The sequence below is a fragment of the Candidatus Latescibacter sp. IFSED24 genome, from assembly GCF_058273205.1.
Genome location: NZ_CM177850.1, coordinates 3024864 through 3040365, shown reverse-complemented (window position 1 = coordinate 3040365; position 15502 = coordinate 3024864). Strand labels below are relative to the sequence as shown.

10 protein-coding genes are annotated in these 15502 nt (G+C 65.1%); 5 read left to right on the top strand and 5 right to left on the bottom strand.

Going from position 1 to position 15502, the window contains the following annotated elements:
• Nucleotides 1-236 precede the first annotated feature (236 nt).
• The 4 genes from IFSED24_RS12285 to IFSED24_RS12270 all read left to right on the top strand — a co-directional run bounded on the left by IFSED24_RS12285 (nt 237) and on the right by IFSED24_RS12270 (nt 8179).
• Entirely contained in the window at nt 237-1238 is a 1002-nt protein-coding gene (locus IFSED24_RS12285) for a hypothetical protein (RefSeq protein ID WP_491331759.1), read from the top strand.
• Nucleotides 1239-1453: 215 nt separating this feature from the next.
• Nucleotides 1454-4897, top strand: a complete 3444-nt coding sequence (locus tag IFSED24_RS12280; RefSeq protein WP_491331758.1) for a protein kinase domain-containing protein — start codon at nt 1454-1456, stop codon at nt 4895-4897.
• Nucleotides 4898-5064: 167 nt separating this feature from the next.
• The gene (locus IFSED24_RS12275) at nt 5065-5640 is read left to right on the top strand and encodes an ECF-type sigma factor (RefSeq protein WP_491331757.1); all 576 of its coding nucleotides are present in this window, start codon (nt 5065-5067) and stop codon (nt 5638-5640) included.
• A gap of 370 nt (nt 5641-6010) precedes the next feature.
• Nucleotides 6011-8179: a FlgD immunoglobulin-like domain containing protein gene (locus IFSED24_RS12270; RefSeq protein WP_491331756.1), complete on the top strand. Its 2169-nt coding sequence runs from the start codon at nt 6011-6013 to the stop codon at nt 8177-8179.
• Nucleotides 8180-8291: 112 nt separating this feature from the next.
• Here the strand turns inward: IFSED24_RS12270 and IFSED24_RS12265 are convergent, their stop codons facing one another.
• The 4 genes from IFSED24_RS12265 to IFSED24_RS12250 all read right to left on the bottom strand — a co-directional run bounded on the left by IFSED24_RS12265 (nt 8292) and on the right by IFSED24_RS12250 (nt 14086).
• A complete protein-coding gene (locus IFSED24_RS12265) occupies nt 8292-10226 on the bottom strand; it encodes a peptidoglycan-binding domain-containing protein (protein WP_491331755.1) in 1935 nt (644 codons plus the stop codon).
• Complete coding sequence (locus tag IFSED24_RS12260; protein ID WP_491331754.1) at nt 10223-12565, bottom strand: efflux RND transporter permease subunit; 2343 nt, start codon at nt 12563-12565, stop codon at nt 10223-10225. Before IFSED24_RS12260 ends, IFSED24_RS12265 begins: the two co-directional genes overlap by 4 nt.
• 15 nt (nt 12566-12580) lie before the next feature.
• Nucleotides 12581-13354: an outer membrane lipoprotein-sorting protein gene (locus tag IFSED24_RS12255; RefSeq protein WP_491331753.1), complete on the bottom strand. Its 774-nt coding sequence runs from the start codon at nt 13352-13354 to the stop codon at nt 12581-12583.
• Nucleotides 13355-13423: 69 nt separating this feature from the next.
• Complete coding sequence (locus tag IFSED24_RS12250; protein ID WP_491331752.1) at nt 13424-14086, bottom strand: outer membrane beta-barrel protein; 663 nt, start codon at nt 14084-14086, stop codon at nt 13424-13426.
• Nucleotides 14087-14374: 288 nt separating this feature from the next.
• On the opposite strand from IFSED24_RS12250, the gene IFSED24_RS12245 reads away from it, so the two are divergent.
• Entirely contained in the window at nt 14375-14893 is a 519-nt protein-coding gene (locus IFSED24_RS12245; RefSeq protein WP_491331751.1) for a hypothetical protein, read from the top strand.
• Nucleotides 14894-14993: 100 nt separating this feature from the next.
• Here IFSED24_RS12245 and IFSED24_RS12240 read toward each other — a convergent pair whose 3' ends face one another.
• Nucleotides 14994-15446: a DsrE family protein gene (locus IFSED24_RS12240; RefSeq protein ID WP_491331750.1), complete on the bottom strand. Its 453-nt coding sequence runs from the start codon at nt 15444-15446 to the stop codon at nt 14994-14996.
• Nucleotides 15447-15502 lie beyond the last annotated feature (56 nt).

The following is a 15502-nucleotide window of genomic DNA, read 5'->3' as shown; positions in this document are numbered from 1 at the left end:
CGCACGATATGAAGTCGCTCGCGGTGGTCCCGGTGATCAGTGCTTCCCCATCCCCGTGTCCGCCCGGCCACGTTCCAGCAGTGTCGAGCCGGACACATTAGCGGTGACCGTGACGGGAGTAGACGGCTAAGTAATAGAACTGCAACACGTTATGGATTGGTTATATAGATTGATCCTGGTATACGTCTTGCAAAATCAAGGTGTTGCATCAATCCCCGCACCCGAAGGAGCCCATCTTGCGCCGTCTCGCCATCGCCCTGCTTCTGGCCGCCGCCGTTCTCCTCGCCGGCTGCGGCACCGCCTACTATGGCATGCCCCCGCGCACCCTCCAGAAGGACGAGATGTCCTACGGGGTCGGCATCACCTGGAACTCGCTGGAACCGTGGGGCGATTGGCGCGGCTGCGCCCTGAACGGCCACGTGTGGTGGGGCGTCAGCGACAGCGACGCCATGGGCCTGAACTTCAGCCACATCGATCTGCCGTTCTTCTTCCCGGAGTTCTCCTACGCCCATTCGTGGCATCCCGACCGGGACGGCCGTCGCCTGGTGGGCTCGGTCCACGCCAGCCTGGCCCTGGACTGGAACCCCGGCCTGGAGGCCGGCCTGGGCGTGTCCCGCGAGAGCGGCCGCTTCGCGCACCTGGCGTGGGCGGGCGCCGGCCTCTGGCGCGACGGCTCCGTGACGCCCTCGCTACGCTACGTGGCGCAGACCGGCGAGCTGCGCGGCGAGGTCGGCTGGATGCCGGGACGGATGGCGACCGCGCTGCGGGTGGCCAAGGGCTTCTACTATGACCGACGGGACCGGGCGATCCTCGAGCTGACCCGCGACGAGATCGCCTCGGTGCAGCCGTCGCCGGCGGATAGCTGGCGGGGGCGGGGTGGCGGCGACGGCGTGGTCGTGACGCTGCACGACGGCGGCGTCATCGAGATCATGACGCGGGATCCCTACGTGGATATGGCGTTCGAGACCTGGCGTCGCGCATTCATCGACAAGTTTCCTCCCGAACCCGGCGTGCAGATGTGGTGGGTCTACGACGAGTGGGGAGATGAGTACGATCCGCGACGCGACTTCCCCGCCGAGGTCGACCTGGACCGTGTGCTCGCGCGCTACGAGCGTGAGGGCGTCCTGGTCGTCGAGCGCGATCCGGCGGTCATCGAACAGGCCGTGGAGCGCTACGACCAGTGGTGGCGCGACGTGACCGTGGGCGCCTGGTGGGCGTGGTATGATCCGCGGGACTGACGGTGAGGGTGTCGGCCGGGGATGATCCCGGGCTCGGCGATTTATGGCTTGAGGCCAGGTGTCCACCCTGTCTACGCTGGTGTCTGTTGGATGCGGCACTCGATCCGGCCGTCGTCGACAGGTCCGGTTCCCGTTCGGCGACGTTCTCGCGCAAGTAGACATGAGGATGTCATTGGAGCGCGAGCAATCTCGTCCCGGACAGGAGCGTCTGGATCATGACCAGCGAACGGTATCGTCGGATCAAGGAGCTCACCCAGCGCGCCCTGGAACTGGATCCGGACGAGCGGGCGGCTTTTCTCGCGCGCGAGTGCGGCGACGACACGGATCTGCTCGGGGAAGTCCAGCAACTCCTCGCCTTCGACGATTCCCGGACCGACGATCTCACCATCCTCGACCCGGATGGCTCCCGCGGTATGATCGGCTCCCAGGTCGGGCCGTACCAGATCATCGAGCCGATCGGCGAGGGTGGCATGGGGGAGGTCTACCTCGCGGCGCAGAGCGCACCGCTCCGGCGGAAGGTCGCCGTGAAGGTGATCAAGCTGGGCCTGAGTACGCGTGAGGTCATCACCCGGTTCGAAGGCGAACGCCAGGCCTTGGCGCTGATGGACCACCCGAACATCGCCAAGGTGCTGGACGCCGGCGCCACCGGGGACGGTCGGCCGTACTTCGTCATGGAGTACATCCCCGGGATCCCGCTCAATCGTTATTGCCAGGAGAAGGGCCTCGGTCTCCGCCGCCGTCTCGAGCTGTTCATCCAGGTCTGCCACGGTGTGCAGCACGCCCACCAGAAGGGCGTGATCCATCGGGATCTCAAGCCCGGCAACATCCTGGTGACCGAGATCGAGGGCAAGCAGGTGCCGAAGATCATCGACTTCGGCGTGGCCAAGGCCACGGGGGCCCATCTGGCGGCGCGGACCTTCTTCACGCAGCTCGGACGGATGATCGGGACGCCGGAGTACATGAGCCCGGAGCAGGCCGATCTCGGGCGCCAGGACATCGACACGCGCAGCGACGTGTTCTCGCTGGGGGTGGTGCTCTACGAGTTGCTGACGGGGGTGCTGCCCATCGGTCGGGAGGAGTTCCTGCAGGCGGGATTCGACCGGATCGGGTCGCTGGTGAAGGAGCTCACGCCGCCGAAGCCCAGCACCCGGCTCACGTCGCTGGACGCGAGGGCCGAGGCGGAGCGCCCCCCGGCTTCGATCGCGCCGCGGACCTGGGTCAAGCGCGTGCGGGGCGACCTGGACTGGATCACGATGAAAGCGCTGGAGAAGGAGCGGGAGCGGCGCTACGCCACGGTGACCGACCTCGCCGGCGATCTCGATCGCTACCTGCACGATCAGGTAGTGTCCGCCGGCCCGCCGAGCCGGCTGTATCGCGGCCGGAAATTCGTGCGCCGCAACCGGCAGAGCGTGGCGGTGGTCGCGGCGCTGATCGTCGTCCTGGCGGGCATCGCGGTCTGGCAGACCGTGCAATCGGGGATCATCGCACTCGAGCGCGATCGGGCCATGGCGAACGAACGGCTCTCTTTAGCCCGCGGATTCGTTAAGAAGGATCCGACCGTCGCCGTCGCCTATGCGCTGGCGAGCCTGGAAGTCGCGCCGCAGCCCGCCGCACGCGACTTGATCCGCCAGGCCGTCGCCAACGGAATGTTGCGCGACGAGCTTCCGCGCTGGGGTCAGCCGGGGAATCCGATCTCCTGCGACGCCAGTCCCGATGGAAGCCAGCTCGCGGTGTCCTGGTCGCAGTCGGAGCAGCCGACGATCGGCATCTACGACCTGGAGGATGCGTCCATGCGGATCCTCAAGGCGCCGACCGATGGGATCGTCTACGAGGTCATCTTCAACGCCGACCAGTCGTACGTGGCGGCCTCCGGACCGTCCACCGGCATCCACATCTGGCGGACCGCCGACGATCGGCATCTCTGGCACTTGCCGTGGACGACCGAATTCAACACGATCCGGATGCACCGTCATCAGGACCCCCGTCGACTCGTGATATCGGGAAACCGCGAGGGAGAGCGCACGGAATGGTACGAAATCGACCTCGTTTCGGGCGAGAGGTCCCGGCTCGGACGATCCCTGGGCGTCATGCATGACGTGACCGACGCCCATAACCCGGCGATCGACACGTCCACGGGCTGGATCATCGACTACGATGGCTCGCGACTCTTCCTCCAGCGACTGGCGGATCTCGATTCGGATCGGGCGATCACCGTCGGCGACCACGAGGCTCCGATCTGCTGCGTGGCGCTCGCTCCGGCGGCACGCGCGGCGGGCTCGATCGATCGTGAGGGGCGGATCAAGGCCTGGAGCATGGGCGACGATGCGCCGGTCTTGTCGCGCGAGTTCAAGGAGGGCCCGGGGCAGTTCTGGCTCGAGTTCGACCCGACGGGCCGCCGGTTCTTCACCTCGTGGTCCTCGTCGACGGTCCATCTCTACGAGCTTTCGCCGCATCCGCCGCGACGCCCCTGGCTGCTGTTCGACCGCACGCACTGGGCGCATGATGGCAGCTTTCTTCCCGGCGGAGCCCTGGTCACCTCGCGCAACGGGCTCTACACCGGTCCGATCGCGCTCTGGCGCGGGCGGTCGCCCATCGCCTGGACGCTCGATCTCGGCGGTGAGAGCGGGCGAATGGCCCGTGTCACCGTGTCGAACGACGGCTCGATGTTATTCGCCTGGTCGCAGGACGGCGAACTGACGGCCAGTCCGCTGGTTGACGCCGCCGATGATCAGGCCCTGCACATCAGCGGAACCATCGGCTGGTCCACGGGCGTCAGTGGCGCGATCCTGGTCGATACGGAACGGCGGCGCTGCCTGCTCGGCGGCGACCAGAACCGGACCGAGGTGGTCGATCTGGACAACGGCGAATTACGGCCGGTTCCGATGTTCGGCGCAGGGCAGATAGCCGTCGATCTGAGCCCGGACGGGCGGCGAGCCTGCTTCCGTTATGAGGGCGAACCCGGGACCGCCCGCCTGATCGATCTCGACCGGTTCGAGGTCCTGTCCGAGCTCGAGATCGGACAAGAGGCGAACCGCATCGAAGGCGAGTGGACCGCGGGCTGGCGCGATGCCGCAATGGCTGACGGGGACCATCTGCTCCTCGCCTGGAACGATGTCATCGAGCGTCGAGATCTCATGAACCCCGCAGCCGCGCCGGAGACGCTCTGGACCGGGGACGCGTCCAGTGGCGTCAAGTTCGTGGCGGGCGGGACGGCCGTCGTGCTGCGGGACCGCTCGGACGGGATCTGGCTCGTCGATCTCGCGCAGGACACCAGGACCATGCTCGGTTCCGTAACGATGGGGAGGCTCCTGTGTGCGGACTACGATCGGGAGCTCGGGCTGGTGGCCGTGGGCGGATGGTCGGATACCGTGGACGTCTTCTCGGTGCGCTCCGGAACGCACTGGCAGCTACCTGTCGTCGATGACGATGGCATTTATACCGCCCTGGTCTTCATCGACTCGCAGCGCCGCTGGCTGATCGCCAACCACGTGAGAAGCACCGTGGCGTGGAAGCTCCCGCTCGATGCGCTCTACACTGATCTGTCGCCGGAGGAACTGCTGGCCACCGTGCGCGGTCTGACCAACCTGCGCGCGGTGCCGGACCCGGACCAACCGGCGGGCTTTGCCATCACGAACACGCTCCTGCTGGCTGGTGATTGACGTTCGCGACGACACCCCGACCGCTCCCGCCACCACAAACAATGCCAGCCAGTTCGATGCCGAGCTCATCGCCGGCAGCCTCGTCGAGGCCAACCGCTTGCCATGATCGCCGCCATCGCGGTAGAATCGCGAGAAGGCCACTCCCCGATTACTTCCTGGAGGTAACCATGGCCGTCCGAGGGCGCGATCAGATCACGGCCAGCCTGAGATCGGCGGCCCGCGGCGATGCCGACGAGGCGACCGCCGCCGCGCTCTTCGCCGCCTGTCAGAACGAGCTGCGCGCAGTGGCCGCGAACCTGATGCGAGGGGAACGGCCGCACCACACGCTGCAGCCGACCGCGCTGGTGAACGAGGCTTACCTGCGCCTCTTCGATGTCGAGACGCTCTCGGTCGAGAGCCGCACGCACTTCGTGAACATCGCCGCGCGCGTCATGCGGCAGATCCTGGTCGAGCACGCCCGCCGCCGTAACGCCGCGAAGCGGGGCGGCGGCCGGCGGGCCGTCACCCTGTCGGGGGCCGAGGCGGCTCAGGTGAGCGAGGAAGTCGGCATCCTCGATCTCCACGACGCGCTGGAGAAGCTGTCGCGCCTCGACGGTCGCGCGGCCGAGATCGTCGAGCTGCGGATCTTCGGCGGGTTGACCATGGAGGATGTCGCCGCGCTCGTGGGCGTCTCGCGCCGGACGGCGCAGAAGGACTGGCGGTTCGCGACGCTCTGGTTGCGGCGGGAATTCGCTGGGGCTTGAATCCGCAGGCTCCTGATCGACCAGATGGGGGAACGGGGCACTTGTCATCGAGTATTTTGTTCCCTTTGGTTCGACCGTGCCGCCCTACAACCCGATCCCGAACAGGTACTTCCCCGTCACGAAGATGTGGGAGTAGTTCTGGTAGCTGCCCAGGATGGCCGTGTAGGTGAAGTCCCTCATGCTGCTCTCCCAGATAATCAACAGCTGTTTTGCGCGGTGAATCACTCCTTCCTCACCTGGTGATGAAACTACGCGGCCGCGAAGAAGAGCAACGGTCTGGCCCCGAGGAGACCGGATTCTGTGTCATCCCGCACCTGACTGATGTCTAATATTCAACGCCATCGATTCGACTCTGGCCCGGAGGAACGTAATGATTCGCCTCGCCCTGCTGCTGTCGCTCTTCGTCGCCGCCCCGCTCCTGGCCCAGACCGGCCACTGGGTTTCCCACTCCCACGATATCGGCGGCCAGTACGGCCAACTCCACGCTGCCGGCGATCGCACCGCCGTGGTTACCCAGGAGTTGAGCGCCCGCCTTCTGTTCTTCGACACCCTGGCCGGCGCCTGGGTCGGCCACGACCTGGCCGATGAACATCTCTGGCATCTGGTGGACGCCCGCGGCGACCTCGCCCTGGCCGTGGCCGACGGCGTGGCGGTGGTCTACAACGGCCTGACCTCCACACCCCACGAACTGGATCTGCCCGACGATCTGCTGCGCAACGACAGCAACCAGCAGAGTTTCGGCTGCGGGCCGGCCCTGGCCTACGTGGCCACCGAGAGTCGGTTCTACGTCTTCGACGCCGAACTGGATACCTGGCAGGAAAGGACGATCAGCCTGCCCGGCGGCTTCAACACGTCCATGTCCAATGTGGGCGACGACTGGGCCGGCCTGGCCCTTTACCCCACCACCTACGGCTCCAACGTGCCGTGCTATGCCTACAGCCTGCCGCAGCACCAGTTCGCCAGCACCGACAACGGCCCCCGCTGGGGCGCCACCGAGTCCATCCTCGACCACGGTTTCGCCGGCACCAACGGCTTCGAGACCAACCAGCGTCTGGTGGGCTACAGCGCCATCACCGGCCAATTCTCATCGAGCCAGGTACCCGATGACCATGGCGACATCACTGAGGGTACCGGTCCCCTCACCGGCGTGGCTTTACGCACGGTGTACGCCGCGGTCTACGAGATTCCCGGAGCCAACCCCCGCGAGCACCACTTCCAAGCCTTCGACACCCGGGAAGGCGCCTGGGAACACGACGTCCGCGAGTATCTTCCGGCCGACGGCTCTGCCTGGGACAACCTCCACGTGGGCGGACAGTACGCCCTCACGGTGCACGAACTATCCAGCGGCATCGTGCAGTTCCGGATCTACCGCGGCGCCCTGGGCGAGGTGCAACTCTACGAGCCCGAGTTCGGAACGTCTGGCCTGAACCTCATCGCCGGCGGCTCCACTCTCGTGGTCATTGATCTCGATTGGTATGCCTGGGGCCTGAACACGGTCACCAGCGACAGCTCCCGATACGAACTGGAGAACAACCTCACGGCCCCCCTCAGCGTCGGCGGCGAGGACTGGGGCCTGTTCACTCTCTACGACTGGAACGAGGACGAGGGCCTGGCCATCGCCTACGACGGTCACGAAAACACATGGACGGAGCTGGCGGTGAATGTGGCCAGCAGCGCCCACAGCTTCGCCGGCGAATATTGCTTCGTGACGCCCCTGACGGCCGACGACATGGATGTGCTGCTCTATTCCGGCCACCACGGCGCCTTGTACAAGCGCACCTTCCCGGCCGGCGCCTATCCCTTCTTCGGGTATTCCGCGAACCTGGTGGCCCTGCACAACCACGGCGGCCAGGGTCTGGTATTCGACGCCAGTCGCGATCAGGTGTACGACCGCGCCCTCACGTTCGAGCGCGAGGGTGTGGGACAGAGCGTGCTCGTGGGGGCCGACGGCTTGACCGCCTGGGGTTACAGTTCCCTGTCGGGATCATGGGTTTCGGCATCGCTGGACGAATCGCCCAGGTTGGGCCTGTCGAGCACGTACCTGGGCTGGGTTGCCGACACGACGCCGTCTCGCCACTATCAGGTCTTCAACGCTTTCCACGACGAGTGGACCCCGCTGGATCTGACGCGGTCGGCCGAAGGGGAATCCCTGGGCGGACGCACCATGGTGGTGGTGACCGATCAGGAGGTGTGGGCCTATGACCCCGACGGTCCCATCACCAGACTGGAAGATGACCGGACGCCCGAGGGCGACCTGCCCGCGGCAATCCAACTGGCACCGGCCGCACCCAACCCCTTCAACCCGCGAACCACGCTGGCTTACGACCTGCCTGCCCTGGCCCGAGTTCGCTTGCGGATCTTCGACCTGCGTGGTCGCTGTGTGGCAACGTTGGTCGACGGAGAGCAGACTGCCGGTCGGCACACACTGGTCTGGGCTGGGGTGGGCGCCACCGGGCGCGACCTGCCCAGTGGTACCTATGTTCTGCGCCTGGAAACCGAACAGGCCTTACGCACGCAGAAGCTGATCCTGGTGAGGTGATATGTCGTCGGCTCCATACCCGATTGCGGCGATCGACATCGTGACGGTGGCGTGCTGACCTGAGCCCACATCACCGTGTTGCAGGGAGCCCACAAGGGCTGCCTCGGATGCCCTACAACCCGATCCCGAACAGATACTTCCCCGTCACGAAGATGTGGGAGTAGTTCTTGTAGCTGCCCAGGATGGTCGTGTAGGTGCTGTACTGGTCGAAGACCTGCTCGCTCTCGCCGAAGAAATAGTTGATGCCCAGTCCCAGCTCCACGGAGTCCAGCGCCCGCGGCACGTAGCGCAGACGGGGCGACAGATAGCCCGAGCCGCCGGTGGTCTGCAGCAGGGACGATAGCGAGGCCGTGAACTGGTTCTCGGCGAACGACTTCTGGGCGTAGAAGGTCATGTCGACGTAATCCGCCTCGCCGAAGTAGATCTCCTCGTAGCCGAAACGATGGCGGTACCCGAGTTGCAGGGCCGTGATGATGTCGGCGCCGGGGATGGTGTACTCGCCGCCGAATTGCAGATGCAGGGCCGCGTAGCGATCGCCCACCTCGGTGTAGTTGCCGTAGATATCTGCGTTCTCGGCCACCCGCCGGAACAGCTCCTGCATCCCGGCGCCGCTGACGATGTCCGGGAAGTAGCGCCGACCGTAGGTCACGGCGGTCTCGTTCTTGAGCCGGAACTTGCCTTTGACCGTCTCCACCGAGAAGCCTCCCGCATACACCCGGGAGAAATCCTGCTGGATGCGCGTGTAGATGAGCTGGACCGTGCGCTGGCCGATGTTGCCGCCCAGATCGATGGTGCCGAAATCGAACTTCAGATCAGTGGCGATCGTGGGCTTGGGGTCCTTGCTGGTGATGAAGTAGGCGCCCAGGTCGTACTCGCCCCTCGTGGTCAGGAACCGCGTGCCCAGGGAGAAGGTGCTCGGGTCCTTGGGCGGTTCCTTCAGGCCGGCATGCTCGTTGTAGTACACCATGTCGATGAGCTGTCCGTTCTCCAGTTCCACCGCATTGCCCAGCCAGATCAGCTCGGGGATGCCGGCGAAGATCGGCGGCAGCCAGTAGTCGGCGGCGATCGCGTCGGGATCCTCGAATCCCGTGCGGGCCATGGGCACGATGGAGCGGTTCCAGATCGGCGCCAGGAAGACCTCGAGCCGATACTCATCCACCTTGTCCCAGTTGAAATGCAGGCCCCACTGTCCGCGCTGGTCGTGCAGGCCGGTGTTGACGAAGGGGTCGAGGAAATTGGCCGAGTTCAGGATGTTGAACGGCGAGATCAGGTCCATCACGCCCCAGTTGATCTTCTCCTTGCCCGCGGTCCAGCTGATCTCCTTGCCGGCATAGGTCACGTAGGCCTCGTCGACCTCGAAGGTCAGGTCGTCGGTGAACGGGCGTTCCGGGCCGCCGAAGAAGGTGAAGTCCAGCGCCGCGTAGGCGCTGAGATTGTTGGCGAACGATCCTTTCCACCAGAGCTGGGCGTAGTTGGCCTGGTAGGTCATGGCCTCGGTGGCGTCCACGGCGTCGAAGCCCTGGGTGTTCTCGTCGATGTAGACCAGGACGGGAAAGCGCACATCCGAGTCGGAGAACTTGGCGCCGTAGCCGGTCCTGATCTCGCCGCCCATCTCCATGGTGCTGGATTCACCGCCGGCAAGGCCCCACTCCGAGAGGTCGAAACCGTCGTCCAGCTCGCTCGCGCCCTCGGCGGACTCCTCGACCACCGCCTCTTCCGTGGGGGCGGCCGCCTGCCCCCCGGCCATGACGGTCTGCCAGGTCGCTTCGTCGACCTTGCCCGTGGGCGGCAGGTCGTTGTCGAGCTGGAATCGCCGCACGGCGCCGCGCGTGCGGTTGCCGTAGACGCCGTCGACCAGCCCCACGTCGTAACCCAGCTCGGTCAGTTGCTGCTGCAGTTGCTTGACGCCGGCGCCGCGGTCTCCGGGCGCCAGTTCATCGGCCATGGCCACGTCGGCCAGCCAGAGGCCCGCGGTCAGGATCAACGCCAGGGTGACTGCCGTGCGGGTCAGGCCGGTGCGGCGAGAAACAGGTCCCGTGTTCATCATTGCGCATCCTCCGCAGTCAGGGCGAGCGGCTGGTCGGACCGGGCGGGCCCGAGATTCTTGGCGAAGTCGAAGGTCAAGGTCAGCGCCGTGGTCAGGAAGAGATCCGAGATCAGGCAAGTGATCATGGTGATGCCCGACAGCAGACCCACCGCGAAGAGCATGCCGAAGTCCGAGAAGCAGATGACGGCGAAGCCCAGGGCCAGGGCGAAGCTGGTGAAGATCACCGGCTGCCCCACCTGGCGCAGGGCCACGGCGACGGCCTCGCGGCGGTCGATGCCCCTGGCCAGGGCGCGGCGGTAGTTCACCAGGTAGTGGATGGTGTCGTCGACGGCGATGCCCAGCGAAATGGACGCCACGATGCTCGTGCCCAGATTCAGCGAGATGCCGAACCAGCCCATGATGCCGAAGATCACGAAGATCGGCACCAGGTTCGAGATCATGGAGATCAGTCCCACCCGGACCGAACGGAACAGCACGGCCATGATCGCGCAGATCAGTCCGACGGCCAGCAGCAAGGAGTCGCGTTGACCGTCGATCACGGCACCGATCATCTTGGCGAAGATCACCACCGTACCGGTGGCCTCCACCGACACCGCCGGCGGCAAAACCTCGCGGGCGTAGGCCTCGATCTCGTCGATGGTCCGGGCCAGGTCGGTGGTCGAGACGAGCTGGGAACGGGCGAACACCGCCAGCTCGCTGTAGTCCTCCACCACGTAGTGCGCCCGCACCGCGGGTTCCTCCTGATCGATGGTCAGGAACACGGCGGCGTCCAGGGCCTGCTGGTCGGCCGGCACCTTGAAGGAATCGGGATGGTCGGCCGACAGGGCCTGGTGCCAGAGCTGGATGATGTTCACCATGCTCGTGGCCTTGTCGATGCTGGGCCTGGCTTCCATGTAGCGCTGCAATTGCTCGATGCCGCGCAGCACATCGCCCTCGCGCATGATGTCGGTGGAGTCGGAGGAGGCGATGACGTAGAAGGTCGACACGCCGGCCAGGTTCTCGCCGATGATGTCGGCGGCCTGGCGCACGTCCGAATCCTCCTTGAAGTAGGAGAGGAAGTCGGTGTCGACCTCGATGCGCAGCAGCCCCACCACCGACAGCACCATCACGGCGCCCGCGGTGGCCAGGATCAGGCCGCGTCGCCGCAGGTTGAAACGGATGATCGCCTCCACCAGCCTGGGCATGATATCCCGGCCCGGGCGCCCGGCGGTCCTGGCGCGAGGCAGCGGCAGGATCGAGAGCATCGCCGGGGCGAAGGTGAAGACCACCCAGATGGCGAGCAGGATGCCCGCCACCGCGAAGACGCCCACCTTCTGGGTGTTGGGAATGGGGCTGATGACCAGCGACCCGAAGCCGATGGCGGTGGTCAGGGCCGCGATGATCAGCGGGGCGGCCACCTCGCTGAAGGCGCCGACCACGGCCTCCTGCTTGTCTCCCGTCGCGGCGGCCTGGGCCTGGAAGGCGGCGACGACGTGAATGCTCATCGAACAGGCGATGGCGATCAACAAGGGCGGGATGATCGTCGTGGTCAAGCTGATGGTCACCCCGAGCAGGCCGATCAGACCGAAGTTCCAGATCAGGGCGATCAGGATCGTCATCGCAGGCAGCAGCACGCCGCGGACGCTCCGGAAGGCCACGAGCAGGATCAGCAGGATCATCACGAAGGACATGGGCACGAAGCGCCCCAGATCCCGTTTCATGGTCTTGTTGATCTCCATCCGCGTATGGATCAAGCCGGCGTAGTACACCTCCTCCGGCCCTTGGGCGGCGGCCACCAGCTCGGCGATCCTGTCGTCCAGGCCCGTGGCCAGGAGCAGGCTGTCCGGCTGATTGGCCAGGAACACGTTGATGGCCGCGGCCTGCCCGTCGGGCGAGACCAGGGATTTGTGGAAGATGGGGTTGTCCAGGACCTCGCGCCGCAGGTTGCGGGCCGCCTCGCGGTCGCGAGGGATTTCCGGTACGATCAGGTCGTTGACCAGCTCGTCGCCGCCCATGCCCGACAGGAAGGTCGAGTTGGTCAGGCTGACCACGTTGTCCACGCCATCGAGCCCGGCCAGGGTCTCCGTGAGCATCTCGACCTTCGTCAGCGTTCGGGCGTTGAAGACCCCCAGTTCGTCCCGGCTCAGGAGAACGACCATGGCCACCTGGTCGTTGCCGAAGTCCTCCTTGACCTGCTCGAAATAGGCCTGGTTCGAGTCGTTGCGCGGAACCGACCCCTCGCTGGAAGAATCGAAGCGAATCGTGGCCACATGGGGTGTCAGCAGCACGGTGACGGCGAAAGTCGCCGCCACGACGGCCCAGCGCGCCCGGTACATGGCTGCGAAGAAGGATCGACCCATCTCAATCGCCACCCCTCATGAGCCCTTTTCCAGGCTCGTCTTGGAGAACAGATTCGCCGGCAGTTTCTGGTCGAACTGCACCCGGTCGATCTTCATGACGGTCTGATGATCGGTCTGCACGTTGTGCATGATGGTCGTCATGGGCGTCCAGTAGCCGTCGACCTTCTTGAGCTCGGTAGCGAAGGAGGTCTTCAGCTTTTCGCCGGCCGGGTCGTAGAAGTCGATCTTCACCGGCAGGTAGATGTCCTTGCGGATCCACTGGACGACCTTGCTGTAGATCTCGTTGTCGCCCTGGGGCAGCGACGTGCACACCCAGCAGTCGTGGCCCTCGTAGGTCTCGCTGCGCAGCGGCTCGTAGTTGTCCGAATCCACGTCGTGCGGGCTCAGGTCGTAGTAGGTGAAGTCCGTGCCCTGGAAGCTCTTCTTGTTGTCGCCCTCGGGCACGCGGCGGGTCTTCTTGTCCGCCGGCGTGTACAGGTAGCGCAGCGGCTGGTCGCCTTCGTTGACCACCAGGAACCCGATGCCCTTGACCCGTTTGGGTTCCAGGAAGCGGGTCAAGGTGTTCTCGATCTTGCCCACCTGTTCGGCGAAGATCACGAGCTTGCGATCCTGGGTGCGGCCCTTCTTGTCGATCAGTTGCATGGAGACCTGGGAGACCTGGGAATGGCTGTCGTTCTTCTCGCGCACCAGCTCCATGAGTTCCTTGCCGGTCCTGGGCTCGGCCAGGCCGGCGGTCGCGCCCAGCACCAGCAACAGCGTGGCCAGGCATAAGATCAGACGGCAGTGCATGGTATCGCCCTTTCGCCGGGGGATCGGCCCGGCGGTGATCGGGATCGCCGCCGGGCCGCGGAGGCTCCGCTAGAAATAGAACGTCGTGCCGGTCATGACCATGAAGACGCCGCTCATGTCCTCGGCGAACAGCAGGTCATATTGCAGCCAGAACGGAATGGACAGGTTGGGCTTGATCTGGTAATCGAAGCCGACCATGGGGCCCAGCGCGATGCTGGTCTTGCCGTCGGCCGCGTCCAGGGTGGTGTCGCCTTGCCGGAACTTGACGTCCACGTCGCCGAAGCTGTTGATGTTCAGCTTCAAGCCCAGACCGCCATAGGCGCGCAACTTGGCCGTGGGCGGCATGAAGTAGTAAACCGGGTGGACGCCGAAGTTGATCTGCGTCGTCTTCCACTCCATCGTCTCCAGATTGGCCTGCTGGCCGTCGCCCACGTTGATCAGCATGCCGCCGAAGTCGATCTCCGTATTGAAGAACCCCATGTTGAAGGTGGGATTCAGGAAGAAGTTGCTGGCCAGGGGCAGCCGGTAGGTCAGGCCGAAGCGGAAGGTTCCCCCCGCCGACTGATCGATCTTGCCCAGTTCCAGCGTCTTCTCGGCGTCGATGCCCTTCGTGAAGCCGAGGCCCAGATCGACCTGCACTCCGGACCGTTCCTGCGCTTGAACGGTGGACGGCAAGGAGCCGGTAGCCAGGATCAGGGCGATCGCCAGGAAGAGTCCTGTCATTCGCTTCATGTGTATACCTCCCGAAGTGTTGGTTCATCATGACAGCGCCGTGACACGAAGACCTGCCGAGACCATGGTCGGAGATCCAATACCGCTGCTTGGGGCCGATCCCGGTTCGTTGCAGACCAACTGGTTATCAGGAACAAGATCCACCGGGGGCGTTACGCAGGCGTTACGCGCAGACAGGCAAAACTGATATTTGTCACCTTTTTTCACTCGACCGTATTGCTCGAAATCCCTATAGTCCTGGCATCGCCCACAGATCCTGAAATGCCTCCATAGAGGGAGAATCCACTCATGCAACGCATTACGGTATTCCTGGTCGTACTGATGATGGGAATCGTGTTGATCGCCGGCACGGCGCTGGCCCAGAGCCCGAGCTCGAACAATGCGATGCGATTCGGCGTGGGGACCGCCCTGACCCGGATCAACGACGGCTTGCTGGGCAAGACGGCGTTCATGCCCCTGGGTGTCCTGGACTTCCCCCAGGCCGAGGTCGAGTTCGGATTCTCGCTGCGCAGCGGCGAGGACCAGACCCAGTTCATGATGCAGGTCGGCGGCGGCTACTCGCCGATCGATCTCGGACCGGGCCGCATCTACTTCGGCGGCATGTTCTATCTCGAAACCGACGCCATCGTCATCAACGACGACGGGAACTCGGCCTTCACCTTCGGCCTCTTCGGTGAATACCGGATCCCGGCCACCGAGAACCTGGATATCGGTGTGCGCGTGTTCCCCTTCCAGCTGACGAGCTCGGATAACTATTCCCGCATCGGCCTGTTCGCACCCGGTTTGACGGCGACCTTCTTCTTCTAGGCTCCGTTCTCCGCGAGCGAAGACGGCACGAAGAAGCCCCGGGGACCTTGCCCCGGGGCTTCTTCGTGTCCGACCGATTGCGGTTACTTTCCGCTCGCGTTCAGTAGCTGAGCACGGTCACGTCGTCGGCGAACAGCGGCGGCCAGGTGACCTCGGAACTGCCCACCTCGATGCCGTCGAGGACCTCGGCCGCGGTGATCCCCGCCACGTTCTTCAGGCACATGGGACAGACGATCACGTGGCCGCCGGCGGTCAGGAATTTGGAGAGCATCTCTTGCAGGGTCTGACCGGAAACGTGCCGGTGCGGGGGAAGTCCGGTGTCGGCCAGCCGGGCGCCCTCGACGTTCAGGAAGATGGTCACCGGGATCTGCTTCTCGGTCCGCACCCGGGTGCTGAAGCTGATGGCCATGGCGGCGCGGTTCATCTCGTCGCTGGTGAGGTTGACGAAGAGCGAGGGCTGGTCGTCCTGGTCGTCGTCCTGAGCCATGGCGGTGCCGGCCATGAGAAGAATAAGCAGCGCCAGCAGGGAGAGGGCGGGGGTCAGGCGTGGCATGGGATTCCTCCATTCTGCACGGAGACGAATGCATGACGAGGGATCGACCTCGTTGC